Source organism: Ruegeria sp. YTSC199 (genome assembly GCF_059609725.1).
The window spans coordinates 20753-44531 of record NZ_JBXWMF010000007.1; the positions used below are offsets into that span (position 1 = coordinate 20753).

24 protein-coding genes are annotated in these 23779 nt (G+C 57.5%); 14 read left to right on the forward strand and 10 right to left on the reverse strand.

What is annotated here, in order from left to right; genetic code table 11:
* Positions 1–349: 349 nt before the first annotated feature.
* On the forward strand, positions 350–1891 hold the full coding sequence (locus tag AC2FEE_RS08485) for a helicase HerA-like domain-containing protein (protein ID WP_496864430.1): 1542 nt from the start codon (positions 350–352) through the stop codon (positions 1889–1891).
* A gap of 29 nt (positions 1892–1920) precedes the next feature.
* Here the strand turns inward: AC2FEE_RS08485 and AC2FEE_RS08490 are convergent, their stop codons facing one another.
* The 8 genes from AC2FEE_RS08490 to AC2FEE_RS08525 form a co-directional block, all read right to left on the reverse strand.
* A complete protein-coding gene (locus tag AC2FEE_RS08490) occupies positions 1921–2172 on the reverse strand; it encodes a hypothetical protein (RefSeq protein WP_496864432.1) in 252 nt (83 codons plus the stop codon).
* 187 nt (positions 2173–2359) lie between these two features.
* A complete protein-coding gene (locus tag AC2FEE_RS08495; RefSeq protein WP_496864433.1) occupies positions 2360–3673 on the reverse strand; it encodes a branched-chain amino acid ABC transporter permease in 1314 nt (437 codons plus the stop codon).
* On the reverse strand, positions 3670–4680 hold the full coding sequence (locus tag AC2FEE_RS08500; protein WP_480588866.1) for a branched-chain amino acid ABC transporter permease: 1011 nt from the start codon (positions 4678–4680) through the stop codon (positions 3670–3672). Before AC2FEE_RS08500 ends, AC2FEE_RS08495 begins: the two co-directional genes overlap by 4 nt.
* 209 nt (positions 4681–4889) lie before the next feature.
* Positions 4890–5267, reverse strand: coding sequence for a hypothetical protein (locus AC2FEE_RS08505; RefSeq protein WP_496864434.1), 378 nt, complete (start codon positions 5265–5267; stop codon positions 4890–4892).
* Between the two features lie 300 nt (positions 5268–5567).
* Positions 5568–6029 carry a hypothetical protein gene (locus AC2FEE_RS08510; protein WP_496864435.1) on the reverse strand — a complete coding sequence of 154 codons (462 nt, stop codon included), beginning with the start codon at positions 6027–6029 and terminating at the stop codon, positions 5568–5570.
* Complete coding sequence (locus AC2FEE_RS08515; RefSeq protein WP_496864436.1) at positions 6026–6868, reverse strand: ABC transporter ATP-binding protein; 843 nt, start codon at positions 6866–6868, stop codon at positions 6026–6028. Before AC2FEE_RS08515 ends, AC2FEE_RS08510 begins: the two co-directional genes overlap by 4 nt.
* Entirely contained in the window at positions 6865–7653 is a 789-nt protein-coding gene (locus AC2FEE_RS08520; RefSeq protein ID WP_496864438.1) for an ABC transporter ATP-binding protein, read from the reverse strand. The genes AC2FEE_RS08515 and AC2FEE_RS08520 overlap by 4 nt, the downstream gene beginning before the upstream one ends.
* A gap of 106 nt (positions 7654–7759) precedes the next feature.
* Entirely contained in the window at positions 7760–8941 is a 1182-nt protein-coding gene (locus AC2FEE_RS08525) for an ABC transporter substrate-binding protein (protein ID WP_496864439.1), read from the reverse strand.
* A 159-nt stretch (positions 8942–9100) separates the two neighbouring features.
* On the opposite strand from AC2FEE_RS08525, the gene AC2FEE_RS08530 reads away from it, so the two are divergent.
* Together AC2FEE_RS08530 and AC2FEE_RS08535 are read left to right on the forward strand one after the other, a co-directional pair.
* Entirely contained in the window at positions 9101–10189 is a 1089-nt protein-coding gene (locus AC2FEE_RS08530; protein WP_496864440.1) for a PQQ-dependent sugar dehydrogenase, read from the forward strand.
* Positions 10190–10229: 40 nt separating this feature from the next.
* Complete coding sequence (locus AC2FEE_RS08535; RefSeq protein WP_496864441.1) at positions 10230–10640, forward strand: hypothetical protein; 411 nt, start codon at positions 10230–10232, stop codon at positions 10638–10640.
* A gap of 4 nt (positions 10641–10644) precedes the next feature.
* Here the strand turns inward: AC2FEE_RS08535 and AC2FEE_RS08540 are convergent, their stop codons facing one another.
* Complete coding sequence (locus AC2FEE_RS08540; protein ID WP_496864442.1) at positions 10645–11649, reverse strand: GlxA family transcriptional regulator; 1005 nt, start codon at positions 11647–11649, stop codon at positions 10645–10647.
* Between the two features lie 169 nt (positions 11650–11818).
* On the opposite strand from AC2FEE_RS08540, the gene AC2FEE_RS08545 reads away from it, so the two are divergent.
* The gene (locus AC2FEE_RS08545; RefSeq protein WP_496864443.1) at positions 11819–13189 is read left to right on the forward strand and encodes a class II 3-deoxy-7-phosphoheptulonate synthase; all 1371 of its coding nucleotides are present in this window, start codon (positions 11819–11821) and stop codon (positions 13187–13189) included.
* Positions 13190–13246: 57 nt separating this feature from the next.
* Here the strand turns inward: AC2FEE_RS08545 and AC2FEE_RS08550 are convergent, their stop codons facing one another.
* Complete coding sequence (locus AC2FEE_RS08550; protein ID WP_496864444.1) at positions 13247–13921, reverse strand: PAS domain-containing protein; 675 nt, start codon at positions 13919–13921, stop codon at positions 13247–13249.
* A gap of 244 nt (positions 13922–14165) precedes the next feature.
* Between AC2FEE_RS08550 and AC2FEE_RS08555 the strand changes: the two genes are divergently transcribed.
* The 10 genes from AC2FEE_RS08555 to phoB all read left to right on the forward strand — a co-directional run bounded on the left by AC2FEE_RS08555 (position 14166) and on the right by phoB (position 23708).
* Positions 14166–15056 (forward strand): YicC/YloC family endoribonuclease, encoded by an 891-nt coding sequence (locus AC2FEE_RS08555; protein ID WP_496864445.1) that lies wholly within the window; start codon positions 14166–14168, stop codon positions 15054–15056.
* Between the two features lie 17 nt (positions 15057–15073).
* Positions 15074–15715 (forward strand): guanylate kinase, encoded by a 642-nt coding sequence (gene gmk / locus AC2FEE_RS08560; RefSeq protein WP_496864447.1) that lies wholly within the window; start codon positions 15074–15076, stop codon positions 15713–15715.
* Positions 15712–16236 (forward strand): gamma carbonic anhydrase family protein, encoded by a 525-nt coding sequence (locus AC2FEE_RS08565; protein WP_496864449.1) that lies wholly within the window; start codon positions 15712–15714, stop codon positions 16234–16236. Before gmk ends, AC2FEE_RS08565 begins: the two co-directional genes overlap by 4 nt.
* 22 nt (positions 16237–16258) lie before the next feature.
* Complete coding sequence (locus AC2FEE_RS08570) at positions 16259–17305, forward strand: sensor histidine kinase (RefSeq protein ID WP_496864451.1); 1047 nt, start codon at positions 16259–16261, stop codon at positions 17303–17305.
* Between the two features lie 203 nt (positions 17306–17508).
* Positions 17509–18564, forward strand: coding sequence for a substrate-binding domain-containing protein (locus AC2FEE_RS08575; RefSeq protein WP_496864452.1), 1056 nt, complete (start codon positions 17509–17511; stop codon positions 18562–18564).
* Between the two features lie 83 nt (positions 18565–18647).
* Complete coding sequence (gene pstC / locus AC2FEE_RS08580; protein WP_496864453.1) at positions 18648–20120, forward strand: phosphate ABC transporter permease subunit PstC; 1473 nt, start codon at positions 18648–18650, stop codon at positions 20118–20120.
* Positions 20117–21478, forward strand: coding sequence for a phosphate ABC transporter permease PstA (gene pstA / locus AC2FEE_RS08585; RefSeq protein ID WP_496864455.1), 1362 nt, complete (start codon positions 20117–20119; stop codon positions 21476–21478). Before pstC ends, pstA begins: the two co-directional genes overlap by 4 nt.
* A 12-nt stretch (positions 21479–21490) precedes the next feature.
* The gene (pstB, locus tag AC2FEE_RS08590; protein ID WP_496864456.1) at positions 21491–22288 is read left to right on the forward strand and encodes a phosphate ABC transporter ATP-binding protein PstB; all 798 of its coding nucleotides are present in this window, start codon (positions 21491–21493) and stop codon (positions 22286–22288) included.
* A 16-nt stretch (positions 22289–22304) separates the two neighbouring features.
* The gene (gene phoU, locus AC2FEE_RS08595; protein ID WP_496864458.1) at positions 22305–23015 is read left to right on the forward strand and encodes a phosphate signaling complex protein PhoU; all 711 of its coding nucleotides are present in this window, start codon (positions 22305–22307) and stop codon (positions 23013–23015) included.
* Positions 23016–23018: 3 nt separating this feature from the next.
* Positions 23019–23708, forward strand: coding sequence for a phosphate regulon transcriptional regulator PhoB (gene phoB / locus AC2FEE_RS08600; protein WP_496864459.1), 690 nt, complete (start codon positions 23019–23021; stop codon positions 23706–23708).
* Positions 23709–23779: the final 71 nt, after the last annotated feature.

The window sequence follows — 23779 nt, forward strand, 5'->3', positions numbered from 1 at the left end:
CAAACGGCCGGATGTGATCAGTTTTCTGCCATTTATCGGTGTTCCCGACCAATGAAAAAGGGAGCCGGTGGAGCGGCTCCCTTCAAAAATGTTCTCCCCGTCGGACTGGCCGACTTAGTTATGCGCAGACGTTACGAAAGGCGGGCGCAGCGGTCAACTGCAAACCTAAAAAATTAACGGCAGATCCAGTGTTCTGATAAAAAAGCCGCGCCCGAAGGCGCGGTCAGTCGACAGGGAGGAAGTTTGCCGCCTTGCTCCATTCGCAACGAAGGCGGCGAATTGACTATCGCAGTCAAAGGTTAACTTTGTATGCTGGGGGCAGATCGGTGGAAATTAAGGCCTTACATACATGGAAAAAAACATCTTTCTGGGTGGCGGGGGTGACGACTATAGCCAGCCTCAATCCCTCACGTTGAAATATGCCAATCGGCACGGGTTGATTGCCGGTGCGACGGGGACTGGCAAAACCGTAACGCTGCAAATTTTGGCTGAGGGCTTCTCAGCCGCAGGTGTTCCGGTGTTTCTGTCCGATGTCAAAGGGGATTTGTCCGGTCTGGCCAAGGCGGGAAGCGACACCCACAAGCTGCATCAGGCGTTTCGAGACCGCGCCAAGCGCATCGGGTTTCAGAATTATGCCTATGCCGCGTGCCCGGTGACGTTCTGGGACTTGTTCGGGCAGCAAGGCCATCCGGTGCGCACAACCGTGACCGAGATGGGTCCGCTACTGCTTTCGCGTCTCATGGACCTGAGCGAGGCGCAGGAGGGCATTCTGAACATCGCTTTCCGTGTGGCGGATGAAGAAGGAATGCCGCTGCTGGACCTCAAAGACTTGCAGGCATTGCTGGTCTGGATCGGCGAGAACCGGGCGCAATTATCCCTGCGTTATGGCAATGTCTCGACTGCTTCGATTGGGGCGATCCAGCGGCGCTTGCTGGTGTTGGAGAACCAGGGCGGGACCAACCTGTTCGGTGAACCAGCGTTGGAGCTTGCTGATCTGATGCGCACGGATGCGAACGGGCAGGGGATGGTGAACATTCTGGCCTCGGATAAGCTGATGGGCTCACCTCGTCTTTATGCGACCTTCCTGTTGTGGTTGCTGAGCGAGCTGTTTGAGGAACTGCCCGAGGTCGGCGACCCGGACAAACCCAAGCTGGTGTTTTTCTTTGACGAGGCACATCTGCTGTTCGAAGACGCGCCCAAGGTTTTGGTCGACAAGGTTGAACAGGTCGCGCGGCTGATCCGGTCCAAAGGGGTCGGGGTCTACTTTATCTCACAGAATCCGGCGGACATCCCCGAGGACATTCTGGGGCAACTTGGCAACCGGGTGCAGCACGCCCTGCGTGCGTTCACGGCCCGGGATCGCAAGAACCTGCGCCTGGCCGCCGAAACCTACCGCGAGAACCCCGCCTTCGACACCGAAGCCGCAATACGTGAGGTCGGGGTGGGTGAGGCGGTGACCTCGATGCTACAGAAAAAAGGGGTGCCGGGGATTGTAGAACGCACCCTGATCCGACCGCCCGGGTCGCAGCTTGGGCCAATCACTGAGGCCGAACGTCAGGCGATTCTGGCGGCCTCTCCGATGCGTTCGAAATACGGCACGCTGAAAGATCGCAGGTCCGCATTTGAAATCCTTCAGGGCCGCGCGGATGAAGCGGCTCAGGCTGCCGCCAAAGCGGAGGAGCAGGAAGAGACGCAGACAGTGGTTGAACGTGAATTTGCCACGGCTCGCCGGTACTCCGGTGGCCGTGTCGGGCGGTCTTCTTCGCGGTTGACGCGTAAGAAGGACACCTTTGCCACCGCCATGAGCGAGGCCGTCATCAAAGAGCTCAAAGGCACCACTGGCCGCCGCATAGTTCGCGGTATTCTGGGCGGGTTGTTTCGGGGCCGATAGGTGTATGGCGCCGCGCGGCGCCGATCCTGTTACTTCAGGCGGCGCTGGCCTTCTTGTCTGCAATAGGCGTCCGCCTCGGGCACCGACATTTTGGCGGCTGGGAAATCAATGGCGCGGTCCCAGGTAACTCGGTCATGTCGATACAATTGGCAGGTCACCACTCCCTTTGGGGTCTGGACCTTGACCGGTGTGGTCTCCAGATCTTCGGGGGACGGGATACATGCGGCCAGGCTGGCGACCATCGGCAGCATGAGGATCTTGGGGATGAAGGAACTTTTCATGTGTCGTCTTCTTACTCTCGAGAGGTGGCCAGTAGTTTCAGCCTTGATTGACTAATTAAACGTGAAGGCGATCTGGCGCAGGTCCGGAACGCGCCCAACAGTAACTTGGTCTATTCATGTTCGGTTCATGAATCAAGAAACCGCGCCAGTTATGCGGCGCGGTTTTCAAATTTCCCCCTGATGCGATCTATTTCTCGGGGATCAGCCCCCTTGGGCTGAATCTGAGAACAATCAGCAAGATCAGGCCCATGGTCAGCAGGCGCATATGCGCGGCACTTTCGATCAGATGCGCCTTGAGCGCACTGCCATCGGGCAACCCTGATGTGATCAGGTTCATCAGCCACAACCCGATGGGTTCGACCTGCACCCAGAGGAACCAAATGACAAACGCTCCCAACACCGCCCCGAGATTGTTGCCCGATCCGCCGACGATCACCATCACCCAGACAAGGAAGGTAAACCGCAGCGGCTGATAGGCGCTTGGGGTCAATTGACCGTCCAGAGTGGTCATCATCGCACCGGCAATGCCGCAGATGGCCGAGCCCAGAACAAAAATCTGCAGGTGGCGGCGGGTAACATCCTTGCCCATCGCCTCGGCCGCGACTTCGTTGTCGCGAATAGCGCGCATCATGCGGCCCCATGGGCTGTGCAGCGCCTTCTGCGCCATCCACAGTAGAAGCAGCAACACGATCAGGAACAGCAGCGAATAGCCCAGCTTGACAGAGAGGGTAGAGGCCGTGACCAGGTCCAGCCCCAACCAATCGGCGCGCGCGATAAAGCCCGGATCATTCTGTAGCTCGACCTCATAACCAACAACGGGGGCGGGGCGCGGGATGCCGTAGACGTTCTTGACGCCACGCGCCAGCCAGTCCTCGTTCTTCATGATAGCGATAATGATCTCGGCGATACCAAGCGTTGCAATCGCCAGATAATCAGACCGCAGACCCAGCGCCGTTTTACCGATCAGCCATGCGGCACCCGCAGCCAGCAGGCCACCCGCGGGCCATGCTAGCAACACAGGCAGATTCAGACCGCCAAGGTTACCCGCGACCGCCGGCTCAATCGCCTCAACAGCCGCCGTGTTGGGATCGAGAACGGCGCGGTACACAAAGAACCCCACGACCAGAATGGCGATGATCGACAGGGTTCGCACTCGGCCTTTCGGCATCTTCTGCGCCACCAGTACGGTGGTTACGACGGTCGCGGCACCCAGCAGCAAGGCCAATACGATACCGTACCCGCCCGCCGACCATGCTCCGGGCGTGGTCGGGGTTGAAACCAGCACAACCGCCAGCCCGCCCAGTGCGACAAAACCCATGACGCCAACGTTAAACAAACCTGCAAAGCCCCATTGCAGGTTCACCCCGAGCGCCATGATGGCCGAGATCAGCCCCATGTTCAGGACCAGGATCGCCGCATTCCAGCTTTGCGTGAAACCCGTTAGCACGATCAGGCCGCCGACTACGGTGAAAAGCAGCGTGTTTTTGACGGACTCGGTCATACAGCTTTCCCTTTAAACAGACCCGTAGGTTTGAACAGCAAGACGATCAGCAGGATCACAAAGCTGACGGCGAATTTGTAATCGGTGGACAGAAACTGCACCAATCCTGACGGCTCCAGGCTTTCGGGTGCCAGATAGGTCAACACCTTCTTCCAGGCATAGGTGATCGTCACTTCGGAAAAGGCGATGATAAACCCGCCCGCGATGGCACCCAGAGGGCTGCCGAGGCCGCCCACGATGGCCGAGGCAAAAATAGGCAGCAGCAGTTGGAAATAGACGAAGGGTTTGAAGCTCTTGTCCAGCCCGTAGAGCACTCCGGCGGTGGTGGCCAGCGCAGCGACGATGATCCATGTGATCATCACCACACGTTCAGGGTTGATGCCAGACAGCAGCGCCAAGTCCTCATTGTCGGAATAAGCGCGCATCGATTTGCCGGTGCGGGTCTTGTTGAGGAACCAGAACAACAGCGCCACGGCGACAACGGCCACGATAACGGTGATACCCTGAGAGGTCTTGATCGCCAGCCCCTCACGCAGCCCGGTCATCGCCTTGAAATCCCGCGCGGAAACAATGAACCGCGCGCCGTCCGAGAACCTCTGATCATCCGGCCCGATGATGAAACGCACAAGGCCGTTCATGATGAACATGACACCCATCGACACGATGACCAGAATAACCGGCTTGGCCTTTTGCTCGCGATAGAACCGATAGACCAGCCGGTCAGTGATCAGCACCAGAACGATACAGCCCAGAATGGCAAAGGGCAGGGCCAGCAGAGCGGTTGGCAGCGGCCCGAAACTGACCCCGGCGGCCTGCAGGCCCCATGTAACCAGCACGGCAATCATCGCGCCAAAAGCCATCGTGTCGCCATGGGCAAAGTTTGAAAACCGAAGGATGCCGTAGATCAGAGTGACCCCCAACGCACCCAGTGCCAGCTGGCTGCCATAGGCAATTGCCGGCACCAACACAAAATTCGCAAGCGCGACTAGCGCGTTCAGTATGTCCATCTCACCTTCTCATTCCGTCGGGTGCGGCCTTATGGCATATCAGCGAGGAAAGACACAATAATTCAGCAGTGTTGAGATGCCGAAATCCAGAGATAAAACGGCAAAAGTGCAACCTTTTGCGCCTCGGAACGGGATGCGCCGGATCAATGGAAATCTACCCGGCGCAGAGAAAGCTTAAATCCGCAAGTTGTAAGATTTGGAACGCGATCTCAGTTTGCGATCTTGCAGGTCCCGCGGTCGTTTCGTTGTTGTCCACCTGTCGCACGAACCTCAAGGTGGCCGGTGTCAGATTTCACTGTATACCCGACGCTTCCACCGGCCAGAACCTGAAGAAACTCCTGCGCTCCAAGACTTGGGTATACGAGAACCTCATGCTCTTGACCTTCAGCGACCAGGAGCCCTTTGGATTGGCCTTCAAATTTCTTCAACGTCACATGACCGGCTGAATCCAATGGCTTACAACCGCTGGACTTGCAGCTTTCGGTAATCTGGCACTCAAAAACAACATCACCTTCCACCGGGTTTTGCGATACGGCCTGCGCGGTCGCAGGTAGGGCAATAGCGGCAAGCGCTGCCAGATATTTCATACTGTGTCTCCTGAATGGGGCTTTTGCCCGAATTAGTTGAGAATCAAATGCACGATTCCCGCTGTTCGCGCGCTGTGAGTACGTGCGGATCGTGGCGAAAATTTAGCCAACGGGAGAGGTTTCAGGAGGTTGACGAACAGCTTTTAGAGCGTTGTAAATGAACGGTTTTGGTTGTTCGTGTTGAAATCTTCAGAAAGCACGATCACAGTTTAGCCGTAATCTAGTAGAGCAAGCGGATCGATAGGTTTTAAGGCGCAAGGACGAAGTTGGAGAGCGCCACAAAGGCGTTGAGGAAATCCATTAGTAGTCTTCCCCGCAGTGGCCGAGAAGAACAGAGATTTCGACCATCCAACCTCTGGTTTGCGTTGTGATCGTCACGTCGGTTGGTTGACCCTTGTGCAACTCGACCTGCATGATGGCTATTTCTTCGTCATTAGTACGGCTTGCTACAAGATCGTCATCTGTCGAAAGCCCTGAGTCAAACTCAAACCCGGCTAGCGGAAATTTGGAGTCTTTGTCTGGCCCGACAGCAAAAGTGTTCAACTGGTTGCCGATGGAAGAAAGCTCCATGTTAAAGCCGCCATCTAGACACTCGACGGCATCACAGTCGTTCGAGATGCAATGCGCGCGAACTTCACACATTTTCACACGACAGTAAGTTTGGGGGACGATTTCGGCATAGGCTATGCTAGTTGAACTGAATCCGGCGACAGTCAAAAAAAGAAAATGTTTCAGTCTTCGCAGAGCAAACACAGTAATCATCCCCCCAAGAAACTCTTCCGAACTTCGGGATCAGCCAGCAGTTCCTTACCCGTGCCGCTATACGCATTCCGCCCCTGAACCAACACATACCCTTTATCCGCGATCTCCAGCGCCTGACGGGCGTTCTGTTCGACCATCAGGATTGGCAGCCCGGTGCGTGAAACCTCGATGATCCGGTCGAACAGTTCGTCCATCACGATGGGTGAGACACCGGCGGTGGGTTCGTCCAACATCAGAACCTTGGGCTGAGTCATCAGCGCGCGGCCCACGGCAACCTGTTGGCGTTGACCGCCCGACAGCTCTCCGGCTGGTTGGTTGCGCTTGTCGCGCAGGATGGGGAAGAGGTCATAGACCTGTTCCATCGTCCCGGAAAAATCATCGCGGCGGATGAAGGCCCCCATTTCGAGGTTTTCCTCGACCGTCATAGACGTAAAGATGTTTGAGGTCTGCGGCACGAAACCCATGCCCTTGATCACGCGATCTTGTGGCGAGAGTTTGGTGATATCCTCTCCATCCAGCCGCACGGAACCGGCGCGGACGTCCAGCATTCCGAACACGGCCTTCATTGCGGTGGATTTACCGGCGCCGTTGGGGCCGACGATGACCGCGATCTCGCCCTTGTCCACGGCGATGGTGCAGTCGTGCAGGATATCCGGCCCCTTGCCATAGCCGCCGGTCATGGTGTCACCAATAAGGAACGGGCCGCCGCCGACGTAATGCGTCTCACCGCTGGACTGGTGCGCGGGCGTCATTGTTCCGGCGCCATGCGGATTGGTGATAGTGGCGTCCTTGTTGCCGTGATCGTCCTGGTAAGGGTTGTCGCTCGCGCCCGCGGTCATGTCTGGGCCTCCAGCTTGTCTTTGTTCTTCAGGCCGGTGCCCAGATAGGCCTCAATCACGTGCTCGTTGGCCTTGATTTCGTCCAGAGTACCCTCGGCCAGAACTTTGCCCTCGGCCATACAGATGACCGGGTCACAGATCTTGCCGATGAAATCCATGTCATGTTCGATAACCACGAAGGTATAGCCGCGTTCCTTGTTCAGGCGCAGGATCGTGTCGGCGATGGTCATCAGCAGGGTGCGATTCACGCCCGCGCCGACCTCGTCCAGAAACACGATCTTGGCGTCGACCATCATGGTGCGGCCAAGCTCCAGCAATTTCTTCTGCCCGCCCGAGACCTGACCCGCCTTGTGATCGGCAAGATGTTCGATGGTCAGAAATTCCAAAACCTCATCAGCTTTGGCCTTTAAGGCGCGTTCTTCATCCGCGATGCGCTTGCGGCCAAACCATGTGTTCCAAAGCGATTCACCTGATTGCGCACCGGGGACCATCATCAGGTTCTCGCGGCAGGTCATCGAAGAGAACTCATGCGCGATCTGAAACGTGCGCAGCAGGCCCTTGTGGAACAGCTCATGCGGGGGCAGGCCGGTGATATCCTCACCATCCATGATGACGCGGCCAGAGGTCGGCGGCAGTACGCCCGCGATCACGTTGAATAGGGTGGTCTTACCGGCGCCGTTCGGTCCGATCAGGCCGGTGATCGAACCCTTTTCGATCTCCAGCGAAGCGCCGTCCACCGCGTGGAAGCCGCTAAAATGCTTATGCACGTCTTCAACGACGATCATGGTATTCCCTTGTCTTTTCCCCGAAAACAGAGGTGCAGCCTTTTGTCACTGAAACAGCCCGGGCACAAGGCCCGGGCTGTTCCGTTTGGTCTGAATTGACGCTGAATTAACGGTAATTAACCGTCTTCATCTCACCGTCGATTACTTCGATCTCACGATACGCGCCAGCGCTTTCACCGGGGCCGATCAGCTCAACGCCCGACGCACCGACATAGTCGATGTCTTGACCGGCGGCGAGCAGCTCCAGACCTTTGGCCAGTTCACCCGGATAGATTTTCTCACCCGGTTCGTTGGCGACATCCATGATCTTTCCGCCGTAGTCCGCCGGGTTGCTGGAACCTGCGGCCTGCATGGCCAGCAGGAACAGAGCTGCGGCGTCATAGGATTCAGGTACGAAGATCGATGAACCGTCAAAGCCTTCGCCTTCGGCCATTGCAAAGAACGAATCCGCGGCCTCGCTTTTCGAACCCGGCGCCTGACCGTACGACCCATTCAGATCCGGACCGACGTTTTCTGGCAGCGAGTCACCGATCATCCCGCCCGGCAGGCCGAACGTGTCAAACGCGCCGCTGTCCAGCGAAGACTGGATGATGCCCAGACCGCCCTGGTCCAGGTAACCAGCCACAACTAGAATGTCACCACCAGCCGACGCCAGAGCGCCAACTTCGGCCGAGTAGTCGGCCTTGCCGTCTTCGTGCGCGGCCACGATGGTTACTTCACCGCCCAGCGCCTCGAACGAGGATTTGATCGCCTCGGATAGGCCCTTGCCGTAGTCGTTGTTGGTATAGGTCAGAGCGATCGAGTTCACGCCACGCTCTTTCAGGATGTCGGCCATGATTTCACCTTCGCGCGCGTCGGACGGCGAGGTGCGGAAGAACAGGTCATTGTCTTCCATTACAGACAAGCCGGGCGAGGTTGCCGACGGCGAGATCATCACCATGCCGTTCGGCACGGCGACGTTCTGCAAAATCGCGCCGGTCACGCCCGAGCAGTCACCACCGACTAGGCCGTTGATGCCTTCGGCAACCAGACGTTCAGCGTTGGCGGTGGCTAGCGCGTTGTCGGCGCAGCCGGTGTCGGCACGTACTGGGGTTACGGTCGAACCGTCCAGAAGCTTGCCCGATTCTGAAACTTCTTTCATCGCCAGTTCCGCACCGGCGGCCATGGCGGGTGAAAGCGATTCAATCGGGCCGGTGAAACCGAACATAATGCCCAGTTTGACATCTTCGGCCATGGCGGTGCCGGCCAGCAGAGCGGTTGCTGCAGTTGCAGTAAGCAGCTTTTTCATGAGGTTACTCCCTGAAGTGGTCTTCATTCTGGGCACGACCCTAGGCAAGCTCTTCGGAAAAGAAAAGTCCTAACGAAAAAGTGTCTTTGCGGCCGGGAACCCTATTTGATCTTATGGGTAAAAGGGCGCAGCTGGCGCAGGAAACGACGGAGGACCAGGATGATCCGGACGACCGCAATCTTGATGCTGGCATGGACCAGCGTCGCATGGGCTGACAGGCTGCAAACATCACAAGGCGCTGTCGAAGTTACTGAAATGGTGGGCGGTTTGGACACGCCATGGGCAGTTGGGCTTTTGCCGGATGGCGGGTTTCTGGTGACCGAACGGGACGGAGAGCTGCTACACATCAAGGACGCCAATAGTCAGCGCGTTTCCGGTGTGCCCAACGTAATGGCTAAAGGGCAGGGTGGGTTACTGGACGTGACCGTGGCCCGCGATTTCAATCAAACCCGAGAGATTTTCCTGACGTTTTCGAAGCCACAGCGGGGCGGCGCCGGAACCGCCCTTGCGGTGGCCCGTTTGTCAGAGGCAGGCGACCAACTGACCAACCTGCGCGTGATCTTCGAGGCTGTACCGGGAGGATCAGGCGGTCGGCACTATGGCTCGCGCGTGGTTGAGGCCGAGGACGGAACCCTGTTTGTCACCATCGGAGACCGGGGTGAGCGTCCCAAGGCGCAGGACAGGTCCAACTTCAATGGCACCGTCATCCGCGTGAACCGCGACGGATCAGTGCCTGCAGATAACCCCTTTGTTCAGGAAGACGGTGCGCGGCCTGAGATCTGGTCCTTTGGCCACCGCAACCCGCAGGGGGCCGGTCTGGATTCGCTTGGGCGATTATGGGTTTCCGAACATGGGGCCAGGGGCGGGGATGAGGTCAATATGGTCCGGCCCGGCCGGAATTATGGCTGGCCGGTAATCTCTTATGGTGTGCACTATTCCGGTGAAAAAATCGGAGAGGGTATTGCGAAACCGGGCATGGAGCAGCCCGCGCATTATTGGGACCCTTCCATCGCGCCCTCGGGGCTGCTGGTTTATTCGGGCAAACTTTGGCCGGATTGGAAGGGAGACATCTTTGTCGGTTCGCTGAAATTCGACTATATCGCGCGGCTGGCGGGATCACCGCTGCGCGAGGTCGAGCAGATCAAAGGCCCCGAGACCGAACGTGTGCGCGACGTCGTCGAAGCACCGGACGGGTCGATCTGGTTCATTTCGGTCGGGCAGGGCGCGGTTTACAGGATGACCCCTTAGTTCTGAGGAGCGTTGAAGGCTTCAATTCTAAGGCGTTAAAATGTTTCGAGTTTTCCTTTCAGCGTTTCTGAGCGTATGCGCGGCTCCGGTGATAGCGGGCGACCTGTTCGCTTCTTACGAAGATTATGCGTCGTTTGTTGACGCAAAGATGAAAAACCGAGATTTTTCCGATTTTATTAATCGGTTAGGCAGCGAGGCCCAGATCGTACCCCAAGAGGTAAGAACTGTTAACAATCAACTCCGTGAAGTGATTCCGTATTATTTGACAAATGCTAATGTCATTAAGCGCGTAGAACTTGAAAACGGATATTGGCAAGAAATGCGCGCTTACTGGAATGGCAAAGGCAGCAACAGATACGTTTACGCTTTTTTACACGAGAGAGACGACGGCCTGGCTGTTCTTCATTTCGCAATTAACACCAATTCCGAAGTCATATTCGGCATGTTCTAGAGATCTAAACTGACAGGCGATCACCCTGCGCACCACGCTCGCGATAGGGCGTCGTGTTGTAATGCGCCCGGTAGCATTTCGAAAAATGCGACGGGCTGGCAAACCCACAGGCAAGCGCCACGTTGATCACGCTCATATCCGTCTGCATCAGCAGGTTGCGCGCCTTGTGCAGACGCAACTCCATGTAATAGCGCTTGGGCGAACGGCTGAGGTAGCGCCGGAACAAGCGTTCCAGCTGCCGAGTCGACATGCCGACATCCTTCGCCAGTATCGAAGGCGAAATCGGCTCTTCGATGTTCTTTTCCATCATCAGGATCACTTGGCTCAGCTTGGGGTGACGCACTCCAATGCGCGTCGGAGTCGACAGGCGCTGGGTGTCCTGATCTGTGCGGATCGAGGAATAGATCATCTGATCTGCCACGGCATTGGCAAGATCTTCGCCATAATCGTCGGCGATTATCTTCAACATCAGGTCAATGGACGACGTGCCACCCGCCGTGGTCATCCGGTTCGCATCGAGGATAAAGACAGACTTGGTCAGTTCAACCTCGTCAAACTCCTCAACGAAACTGTCGGCGTTTTCCCAGTGGATCGTGGCGCGCTTACCGTCCAGAAGCCCGGCCTTGGCCAACGTGTAGGCTGCGGTACACAGGCCACCGATGCGAAGGCCTCGGCGTGCTTCGCGTCGCACCCAGTTCAACACCCTCTTGGTGGTCGCCGCCTGAACGTCCACGCCACCGCAGATCAAAACGACATCATCGCGTTGAAGTTCGACAAGGTCCTGGTCCAACTCGAATGTCGTACCAGCCGAACAATTGACCGTTTCGCCACCTTCGCCCATCAGGGTCCAAGTATACAGCGTCTTGTCCGCCATACGGTTGGCAATTCGCAGGCTGTCCAACGCCGAAGCGAATGACAGCAGCGAGAATTTGTCCAGCAGGACAAATACGTAATTGCGAGGGTTGGCCGCAGTGTCTTCCACCGTGACAACTTGGCGTTGCTCTTGCATGGCGAGGTGTCCTTGATTCGGCGCTTTATGACGTTACGTCCGGCGACAGATTTGACAGCCACCATGATCAAAGCTTGTTTCCCGCGTCAAGAGGCCCAAATCGGATATGGTCAGTCTTCGATGCTTTTTGTATAGAGACGACCTGACTACTTCTGCGGAGATCAAAGCTATGACCGAATGGCAAAAAACGAACTGGCGCAATAAGCCCCGGGTTCAGATGCCAGACTATACCGACGAGGCCGCTTTGGCCAAGGTCGAGGCCCAGCTTTCACAGTATCCCCCGCTGGTCTTTGCTGGCGAAGCACGGCGCCTCAAACAACATCTGGGCGCCGCCGGTCGCGGCGAGGCTTTCCTGTTGCAGGGCGGGGATTGTGCTGAAAGCTTTGAACAGTTCAGTGCGGACGCAATCCGTGACACCTTCAAGGTGATGCTGCAGATGGCAATGGTGTTGACCTATGGCGCCAAGGTGCCGGTGGTTAAAGTTGGCCGCATGGCGGGTCAGTTTGCCAAACCGCGTAGCGCGCCCACCGAGGTTGTGGATGGTGTGGAACTGCCCAGCTACCGCGGTGACATCATCAACGAGCTGGCTTTCACGCCAGAGGCACGCATTCCGAATCCCGGCAAAATGCTGCAGGCCTACACCCAGGCCGCCGCAACGCTGAACCTGCTGCGCGCGTTCTCGACAGGTGGTTTCGCGGATATGAGCATGGTGCATTCCTGGACGTTGGGTTTCACCGACGAACAGGATGTCAGCAAATACTCGGAGATCGCCGACCGTATTCAGGACACGATCGATTTCATGAACGCTGCCGGGATCACTGCGGACACCACTCATGAATTCTCGACCGTTGAGTTCTATACCAGCCACGAAAGCCTGCTGCTGGAATACGAAGAGGCGCTAACCCGTCTTGATTCAACCTCGGGCAACTGGCTGGCGGGATCTGGTCACATGATCTGGATCGGCGACCGCACGCGTCAACCTGACGGTGCGCATGTTGAGTTCTGCCGCGGCGTTCTGAACCCAATTGGTTTGAAATGTGGTCCGACAACCACAGCCGAAGACCTCAAGGTTCTGATGTCCAAACTGAACCCCGAGAACGAAGAAGGTCGCCTGACCCTGATCGCGCGCTTTGGTGCGGGCAAAGCGGGTGAGCACCTGCCGCGTCTGATTCAAGCTGTCAAGGAAGAAGGCGCCAAGGTGACTTGGGTCTGCGACCCGATGCACGGTAACACGATCAAGTCGGCGACCGGCTATAAAACCCGCCCGTTCGATTCCGTGCTACGCGAGGTTCGCGATTTCTTTGGCGTGCACCAGGCCGAGGGCACCATCCCCGGCGGTGTACACTTCGAGATGACCGGTCTGGACGTCACCGAATGTACTGGCGGCGTGCGGGCTGTGACCGAAGAGGACCTCTCGGACCGTTACCACACCGCTTGCGATCCGCGTCTGAACGCGTCGCAATCGTTGGAACTGGCATTCCTTGTTGCCGAGGAACTGACCAACCTGCGCCGGGATCGTAACAAACGCGTGGCCAGCTAAGGCTTGCGTTCGATAAAAAGGAAAGGCGGGCCATTCGGTCCGCCTTTTTTGTTGGCATCAGTCGTCGCGGGACGAAACCAGCCGTAAGTGTGATCCGGGGCGTTTGAACGTATCCTGATCCTCGGCGAAACCGGCAAGCTCGCGTTCCACTTGTTGCAGCGGCGCCTGAACGTCGGATAGCGCCCGAACGCGGGTGTCCGGAATGGTGAACCGGCGAGGTGTTGCACCAATTGCTCCGTCACTGACCATCACGCCCAGCACGCGGCTGACATCGCCAAGATCGCTTTTCAGCGGCAACAGGATTATACGTGCCTGCATTTGGGCACGCCCCAGCCTGCCAGCGGACACAAGACCAAGCTCGGCAATTGCAGGCAGGTCGAAGACCTGTTCCAGCACGTCCGAGATTTCGCCGCGGGCGTTGGGTTCGAAAAACGCAGTCAGGGGCATGCCACGGACTTCCATGCCCGCCAGTTTGTTCAGATGGCTACCGGCCAGACGAAACCGGGCCAGCCCTGGTGCGATGCGCTCCAGAATAAACGTGTATTCCAGAACATTCTCAAGACCACGAGGATCAACCTGCGAACGCCGGGGCACGCCGTCGCCTGTCAGTAACGCGGTCCAGTACGCTTCGACTTGTCGGAGGGGCGAGAGGCTGCGCCCGCTGTCAAAACGATCCATTGCGACGATCTTTCCAAAACTTGACCCGGAACCGTTTCCGAAAAAGGTTTTCATTTTCATTACCCTAGCGTCGATTGACCGTCATTTTCCTAAAATGCCAGATACCGGGACCATTTGCACCCGACCGGCCTCCGGCTCAGGTCAGATTGACACGGGTTAAGTCAATTTTGGTGGAATTCTTTAACGAATGGTTAACTTCTGGAGATCGGCTTACTGTGAGCAAACTCTTGCTCTGTGCCTGCCGATGGCTTTAGGTGCGGCAAGCAAGCAAAAAAGAGCAGCGACGGAAAGGGCAGGCATGATCAGATCCATGACCGGTTTCGCCTCGGGCAAGGGGGCTTTTGGCCCCCATAGCTGGACGTGGGAACTGCGCAGTGTAAACGGCAAGGGGCTGGATATGCGCCTGCGCGTACCCGATTGGCTGACCGGGCTCGAATCCGCCCTTCGTGCGCAAATTTCGAAAGCGTTGAGCCGGGGCAACGTTACCCTGTCGCTGAAGCTGAGCCGCGAAGAAACTGCACCCGATCTTGCCCTGAATGAAACGGCCATGGCCGCCGCGCTGACCGCACTGGCCCGCACACAGGAGATGGCGGCCGCCAGCGGTGTCACGCTGGCGCCGTCCACGGCGGCTAACCTGATCGGCATCAAGGGCATGATGGAGGCCGGCAGCGATGTCGATGACCCCGCGCCGCTGGTCGAGCAACTTACCAAGGAGTTTTCCGCGCTTTTGGCTGCCTTTGTCGACATGCGCCAGACGGAGGGCAAGGCGCTGGCCGACATAGTTGACGGGCAGTTGTCGCAGGTTTCTCACCTGACCGAGCAGGCGGCGGAACTCGCCGAGCAGCGCAAGGACAAGACAGCCGAGGCGCTGCGGGAAAACCTGGCGCGCGTGTTGGGTAATGCGCAGGGCGCCGACCCGGACAGGGTGGCGCAGGAACTGGCGCTGCTTGCCGTGAAATCGGATATCACCGAGGAGATCGACCGACTGAAAGCGCACGTTGTGGCCGCGCGGGACTTGTTATCACAGGAAGCAGCTGTCGGTCGCAAGCTGGACTTCCTGATGCAGGAATTCAACCGCGAGGCCAACACGCTGTGTTCGAAAGCGCAAAGCGCCGAACTGACCTCGGTAGGGCTTGAGTTGAAGGCGATAATAGACCAGATGCGCGAACAAGTGCAGAATGTTGAATGACTATGGGAACGACTGATATGGCAGATCGCCGCGGCCTACTTATCATCCTGTCTTCGCCTTCGGGCGCAGGGAAATCCACTCTGGCCCGCCAGCTGATGGCCTGGGACGAAGATCTGGAGTTTTCGGTCTCGGCTACAACGCGCGCGCCCCGTCCGGGTGAGGAGCACGGGCGCGAATACTACTTCCTGTCCGAGGATGAGTTCAAACAGCAGGTTGCCGATGGGCAGATGCTGGAACACGCGCACGTATTCGGTAACTTTTATGGTTCTCCTGCCGGTCCAGTTCGGGAATCGATCAATGCCGGCCGGGATGTACTGTTTGACGTCGACTGGCAGGGCGAGGTGCAGATCCGCAACTCGGATCTGGGTAAGCACGCGCTGTCGATCTTCATCCTGCCGCCCTCGATCCCCGAATTGCGCCGCCGTCTGGAAACCCGCGGGCAGGACAGCGAGGATGTAATCGCCAAGCGGATGCTGAAAAGCTGGGATGAGATCAGCCACTGGGGCTATTACGACTATGTTCTGGTTAATGACGATTTGGATGCGACCGAAGAAAAGCTGAAAACCATCGTCAGCGCCGAACGGATGCGCCGGATTCAGCAACCGAAACTGCAAAACCACGTGCGCACCCTGCAAAATGAATTCGAGGGGTTGTCATGACCATCTATGCTTTGGGTGAACACGCACCGCAAATTCACGGGGACACCTGGGTTGCACCCGACGCCAACCTGATCGGCAAGGTCGTGCTGGAGCAGGGTGCCTCGGTCTGGTTCGGCTGCACCATCCGCGCTGATCACGAAGAGATTCGCGTCGGCGAAGGCAGCAATGTGCAGGAAGACTGTATCATGCATATCGACGCCGGGTTCCCGCTGACCATCGGAAAAAACTGCACCATTGGACACAAAGTGATGCTGCATGGCTGCACGATCGGCGAAAACACTCTGATTGGGATGGGTGCCATTGTTCTGAACGGGGCCAGGATTGGAAAGAACTGCCTGATCGGGGCAGGGGCGTTGATCACCGAGAGCAAGGAAATCCCCGACAATTCGCTTGTCATGGGTTCGCCCGGCAAGGTCGTGCGACAACTGGATGAAGCGGCGGCGCAGAAAATCACTCTCAGCGCGCTGCATTATCAGCAGAACATGCGTCGGTTCCGTGATGAGATGAAGCCTGTGTCCTGAAGCGTCCGGAAAGATCGAGAAAATGTCTGACGATCTGCTCGCCGAATTTGTCGCAGCCATTCCGATGCCTGCCCTGATGGTCGATCAGACCGAGCGAATTATTGCCGCGAATATGGATGCAAAGACCCTGCTGACGCAGAATATCGTTGGTCGACATTTCGCGACAATCCTGCGGCAACCTCAGGTCATTGAGGCGATAGAGCAGGGTCTGCGCACCAAAGGCCCCTCCAAAACGCGCCACCTGTCCAATGACGGCGCGCAGGACACCACTTTCGAGATCGAATGCCGCTATATGACCGGTGTTGGCGCGGTGTCCGGCGGGGCTTTGCTGGCAACTTTTCAGGATGTCACGCATGTCGATCAGGCCAGCCAGATGCGCCGCGATTTTGTCGCCAATGTCAGCCACGAGCTGCGTACACCTCTGACCGCTTTGATGGGGTTCATCGAAACGCTGCGCGGTCCGGCCCGTGACGATGCCGCAGCCCACGACCGTTTCCTACAGATCATGGCCGATGAAGCCAACCGGATGAATCGATTGGTTGGGGATTTGCTGTCCCTGAATCGCGTTGAAAGCGAAGAGAGAGTACGCCCGAAAGAGCAGCTTGAACTGACGGGCCTGTTGCAGTCCACGCTGAACTCGCTGCGTCCTCTGGCCGAGGATGCGGATGTGCAGTTGACGCTGATGGCGCCAGACGAACCCGTCTTGCTGGTAGGGGACAACGACCAACTGCGCCAAGTATTCACAAACCTGATCGAGAACGGCATCAAATACGGCGGCAGCGGCGGGAGTGTCGAGATTCGCGTGCTTCCGTCCGAACGCGATTCCGCAATGCGGGGCCCGGCGGTCCGGGTTCAGGTGATCGACAAAGGGCCGGGCATTGATGCGGTCCATCTGCCGCGTCTGACCGAACGATTCTATCGTGCCGACAGTCACAGATCGCGGCAACTGGGTGGGACGGGGCTGGGCCTTGCCATCGTGAAACACATTATCAACCGCCATCGTGGGCGGCTGCGGGTGGAAAGTGATCTGGGCGAAGGGGCGACGTTCACCGTTATTCTTCCACGGTGACTTCGTAGCTTCGAAGTCGACAGAGTGGAGTCGTTTACCTATGTGAAAGCTGCATGTCTGCTTTGCGTCGCTTCTGTAAGAAATTCTGCGGACTGTCATATGGCTGTTACAAACCTGTCACAAAAGGCTTACGCGCAGACCTTAGAGGTGGCTGCAAGATCATCATGGGGGTGATCACAAACTACTTTCTCAAGGAGACTGAGATGTCCTTTGTAAAACTGTCGGCTTCGGCTCTTGCTATCGCTGCTGTCTCGGCCACTGCGGCCGCTGCTCGTGATCAGGTTCAGGTTGCCGGTTCCTCGACCGTCCTGCCCTACGCCTCGATCGTAGCAGAAGCCTTCGGTGAGAACTTTGACTTCCCGACGCCGGTTGTTGAATCGGGTGGTTCCTCGGCAGGCTTGAAGCGTTTCTGTGAAGGGGTTGGTGAAAACACCATCGACGTTGCCAACGCATCCCGCCAGATCCGTGAAAAAGAGATTAAAGCCTGTGCCGACAATGGCGTCACCGACATCATCGAAGTTCAAATCGGTTATGACGGCATCGTTTTTGCATCCGACATCAACGGCAACTCGTTCGAGTTCACGCCGGAAGACTGGTATAAAGCCCTGTCCGCGCAGATCGCTGTTGACGGCCAGCTGGTCGACAACCCGAACAAAACCTGGGCCGACGTGAACCCGAACTTCCCGGCGCAGCCGATTGCGGCGTTCATCCCGGGGACCAAGCATGGCACCCGTGAAGTGTTCGAAGACAAAGTGATCCTGGCTGGCTGTGAGCACTTGGGCGACTTTGACGCCTATCTGGCCGCCGCAGAAGGCGACAGCGACAAAGCCAAGAAGAACGCGGCCGAGAAAGCATGTATCGCTCTGCGCACCGATGGTGTTTCGATCGACATCGACGGCGACTATACCGAAACTCTGGCCCGCATCGACAGCAACAAAGACGGCATCGGCGTCTTTGGTCTGGCGTTCTACGAAAACAACACCGACAAGCTGCAGGTTGCGACCATGTCTGGCATTGTGCCTTCGACCGAGTCGATCGCGACCGGCGAATACCCGGTTTCGCGTCCGTTGTTCTTCTACGTGAAGAAAGCACATATCGGCGTGATCCCCGGTCTGAAAGAATATGCTGAGTTCTTCGTCGCCGACGAGATCGCAGGACCCGACGGCCCGCTGGCCGAATACGGTCTGGTCTCCGATCCGGAGCTGGCAAAGGTTCAGGACGCTGTTGCCAACGAATCCGTTCTGGGCGGCGGATCCTAATCACCATTGTGAACGGAACCGGGGCGTTTTAGGCGCGCCCCGGTTCTTTTTGACTCCATCTCTGCCATCCCCACGGAGTTATCATGACGTTATCCTGGCTTTTGCTTATCCTGCTCGCGCTGGCAGTGATCGGATACTTCACGGGTCGGTCCCGCGCCCTGGTAAGCGCGGGAGGTGATGTCCGCGAATTGCATTCTCTGCCATCCTACTATGGCTACAACGTCGCCATGACAGCCTTGGTTCCGGCTTTGGGAGTGCTGATTGTCTGGCTTCTGGTGCAGCCGATGATCGTGAACAGCACCGTATCCGGTCTCATCCCCGATCAGGCGATTTCCGAAGGAACGGATCGCGGCCTGGTCATGAGTGAGGTACGCCGCGTGGCTGACGGCTTGGACGGCGCGGTTGCGACAGGTGCCGTGACTGAAGCACAGGCGCAGAACGCGAACACGGATATTGATGAGCTGACAAAAGCGCTGAAAGACGCGGGGCAGGTACTGACGCAGGATATCACCCAACCCATTCTGGTTGCGGCTCAGAAATACCGCAGCATGACCGGGACCGGGTCGGTGGCGATGCAGGTTGTTGTGCTGGCGTTGGCCCTATTGGGCGCAGCCTTTGCCTATGTGCGGACGAACAAGGAATTCCGCGCGCGCAACGTGGTCGAGCAGGGTGTTCTGGCACTGCTGCTATTGGCAGCGTCGATCGCAATCCTGACCACAGTCGGCATTGTGCTGTCGATGCTGTTTGAAACGATGAACTTCTTCCAACTGCATTCGTGGAAGGACTTTTTCTTCGGTAGTACCTGGGCTCCGAACTTTCGCGGAGGCAGTGAGCTGTCGATCCTGCCGCTGTTGTGGGGCACACTGTATATTTCGCTGATCGCACTGCTTGTGGCCGTGCCGATTGGCCTGTTCGCTGCGATCTACCTGTCCGAGTATGCGACAGGCGCGACCCGATCCATTGCCAAGCCATTGCTGGAAATTCTCGCAGGTATTCCGACCATTGTTTATGGTCTGTTCGCGCTGCTGACCGTGGGTCCGGCGCTGGTGTCGATGTTTGGTGAGGGCGGTATGCTGGGCGTTGGCTGGATGGCCAGTTCCAACGCGGTTCTAACCGCCGGGCTGGTCATGGGAATCATGTTGATCCCGTTTGTATCTTCGCTGTCGGACGACATCATCAACGCGGTGCCGCAGTCGATGCGCGATGGCTCGCTTGGGCTGGGCGCAACCAAATCCGAAACGGTGCGCCAGGTGGTTCTGCCCGCCGCGCTGCCGGGCATCGTAGGGGCGATCCTGCTGGCAGCAAGCCGCGCCATCGGTGAAACCATGATCGTGGTGATGGCCGCTGGTGCGATTGCCAAGTTCTCGGGTAACCCGTTCGAGGCGATGACCACCATCACCACCCGGATCGTCAGTCAGCTGACCGGCGACACCGATTTTGCCAGCCCCGAAACGCTGGTGGCCTTTGCCCTGGGTCTGACCCTGTTCATCATCACGCTGGGGCTGAATATCTTTGCCCTCTACATCGTACGCAAATACCGGGAGCAGTACGAATGACCGATATATCCCAATCCCCTGGCGCTGCTCCTGCTGCAAAGCCGAAAGGCGGGTCGCTGTTCGAAAAGGACCCGCGCACCAAACGCCGTAACGCAGCCGAAGGCAGGTTCAAACTGTACGGCATCGCGGCCATCAGTATCGGACTACTGATGCTGGTCATTCTGGTGACCAATATTGTGAGGGCTGGCACCGGTGCCTTTCAGCAAAGCTTTCTTGAGCTGAACGTCGAGCTGAAGGAAGACAAGCTAGACAAGAAGGGCAACCGCAATATTGAGGATATCAAGAAGGTTTCGACCTTTGGCTATGCTCCTCTGATCTCTGCCGCGCTGGAAAGCGAAGTGGAAAAGCTGGGCATCCAGACCGACTTGAAACCCAAGGCGATGGGAAAAATCCTGTCCAAGGCTGCGCTGGCTGATCTGAGGAACTATGTCATAGCCAACCCAGAGGAAATCGGCAAAACGGTCAGCTTCCGCTTTTTGGTCAACAGCCGTGTCGACGGCTACATGAAGGGCCGCGTCACCCGCGAGTCGATTGCCAACGACAAGAGCATCTCGGTCGAGCAACTGGACTTCGTGGATCAACTGCGAGACGCCGGTGTCCTGTATAAAGCCTTCAATCCCGATTTCATTTTTGGCTCGGATGCCTCTGACCAACGGCCCGAGGCTGCGGGGATTGGTGTCTCCATGCTGGGTTCGCTGTTCATGATGTTCGTGGTTCTGGCGTTGGCGCTGCCGATCGGCGTTGCCGCCTCGATCTATCTTGAGGAATTTGCGCCGCAAAACCGGCTGACGGATATCATCGAAGTGAACATCTCGAACCTAGCAGCCGTTCCGTCCATCGTGTTCGGTATCCTCGGTCTGGCGGTGTTCATCAACTATATGCATCTGCCGACCTCGGCCCCGCTGGTAGGCGGCCTGGTGCTGACGCTGATGACCTTGCCGACAATCATCATCTCGACCCGTGCGTCGCTGAAGGCCGTGCCGCCGTCTATCCGCGATGCAGCACTTGGGGTAGGGGCCTCGAAAATGCAGGCGGTGTTTCATCATGTTCTGCCGTTGGCGGCGCCCGGTATTCTGACCGGAACCATTATTGGCCTCGCGCAGGCGCTTGGGGAAACCGCACCGCTGCTGCTGATCGGGATGGTGGGCTTTATCGCCTCGAACCCGCCGGACGGTATTGTCGCGGGTTTTCTGTCACCGAACTCGGCCATGCCAGCGCAGATCTACGAATGGTCAAAACGCGCCGACCCGGCCTTTTATGAACGCGCATGGGGAGGCATCATCATCCTGTTGATCTTCCTCGTGACAATGAACACCATCGCGGTACTTCTGCGCCGCCGCTTTGAACGCCGCTGGTAAATGGGGGCTACTATGAATGACATGACACGAGTGGAGAGAACCGTGGACTCCAAAGCCATCAAGATCGCTGCGAACAACGTTCAGGTCTATTACGCTGACACGCACGCCATCAAAGACGTGAATGTCCAGATCGAGGACAAGACGGTTACGGCATTCATCGGCCCGTCGGGTTGCGGCAAGTCCACGTTCCTGCGCTGCCTGAACCGGATGAACGACACGATTGATATCTGCCGGGTTGAAGGCGACATCCTGCTGGATGGCGAAGACATCTATGACAAGCGCGTCGATCCGGTGCAACTGCGTGCCAAGGTGGGCATGGTATTTCAGAAACCGAACCCGTTCCCCAAGTCAATCTATGACAACGTGGCCTACGGACCACGCATCCACGGCCTTGCCAAGAACAAGGCGGAACTTGATGACATCGTTGAGAAATCCCTGCGTCGAGGTGCGATCTGGGACGAAGTAAAAGACCGTCTGGACGCCCCCGGCACCGGCCTGTCCGGTGGTCAACAGCAGCGCCTGTGCATCGCCCGTGCCGTTGCTACTGAGCCGGAAGTTCTGCTGATGGACGAACCATGCTCGGCGCTGGACCCGATTGCGACCGCTCAGGTCGAAGAGCTGATCGACGAACTGCGCTCGCGTTATTCGGTGGTGATCGTGACTCACTCAATGCAACAGGCCGCGCGGGTCAGCCAGAAGACCGCGTTTTTCCACCTCGGCAATCTGGTCGAGTTTGGTGAGACCGGGCAAATCTTCACCAACCCCGAAGACCCCCGCACGGAAAGCTACATCACCGGCCGGATCGGCTGAGTAAAGGTACAAAGATATGACTGAACAACATATTGCATCTGCTTTCGACCGGGACCTTGAGGCGATACAGGCGCACATCATGAAGATGGGTGGGCTGGTCGAAGCCGCCATCATGAGCGCCGCACGTTCGTTGGAATCCCGGGACGAGGAGCTGGCACAGCAGGTCCGTCAGGGCGACAAGGCCATCGACGCGCTGGAAGAACTGATCGACGAAGAAACCGCTCGTCTGATTGCACTGCGCGCACCGACCGCCAGCGATCTGCGCCTGGTTTTGTCTGTCCTGAAAGTGTCCGGCAACCTCGAACGGATCGGCGACTATGCCAAGAACATCGCCAAACGGACCACGGTTCTGGTCAATGCGGGCGAAATCAACGGTAGCGCCGCAGCCCTCCGCCGCATGGCGCGTGAGGTCGAGCGTATGCTGCGCGATGCCCTGGACGCCTATATCCAACGCGATGCCGAATTGGCGACCGATGTCATCAATCGCGACGAAGAAGTGGATCAGATGTACAACGGCCTGTTCCGCGAATTTCTGACCTTCATGGCCGAGGACCCGCGCAATATCTCGTCCTGTATGCACTTGCATTTCATCGCCAAGAACATCGAGCGCATGGGCGACCACGTGACCGCAATTGCCGAACAGGTTGTCTATCTCGTGACCGGGGAACGCCCGACCGAGGCGCGCCCGAAAGCTGATGTAACTTCGCATACACCTCAGGAGATCTGACAAATGTCTGCGGATCAGCCCACAGTTCTGGTCGTTGAAGATGAACCGGCGCAGCGAGAAGTGCTGGGCTACAACCTTGAAGCCGAAGGCTTTCGCGTGTCCAAGGCCGCCAGCGGCGACGAAGCCATGCTGTTGGTTGACGAGGAGCACCCGGACATCATCGTGCTGGACTGGATGATGCCCAACCTCAGCGGGATCGAGGTTTGCCGCCGTCTGAAATCCCGTCCGGAAACGCGGTCGATCCCGATCATCATGCTGTCGGCCCGCACCGAAGAGGTCGACAAGGTGCGTGGTCTGGAAACCGGTGCAGATGACTATGTGATCAAGCCCTATTCGGTGGTTGAACTGATGGCGCGGGTGCGTACTCAGCTGCGCCGCGTGCGCCCGGCAACTGTTGGTCTGCGGCTGGAATTTGACGACATTGTTCTGGACTCTGAAACACACAAAGTCAGCCGTAACAGCAAACCTTTGAAACTGGGTCCGACCGAGTTCCGCCTGCTGAGTACTTTCATGGAAAAGCCGGGCCGAGTCTGGAGTCGTGAGCAATTGCTGGATCGGGTCTGGGGCCGTGATATCTATGTAGATACGCGCACGGTTGACGTCCATATCGGACGTCTGCGCAAAGCACTGACTCAACATGGCGGCGAAGACCCGGTGCGTACGGTCCGCGGCGCAGGATATGCACTGGGATAAAATTATGGGGTAGGGGTATGAGTTTTGCTCATGGTTAGATGCGAAACTCTTACTGTCTTTTGCTGGGGCGG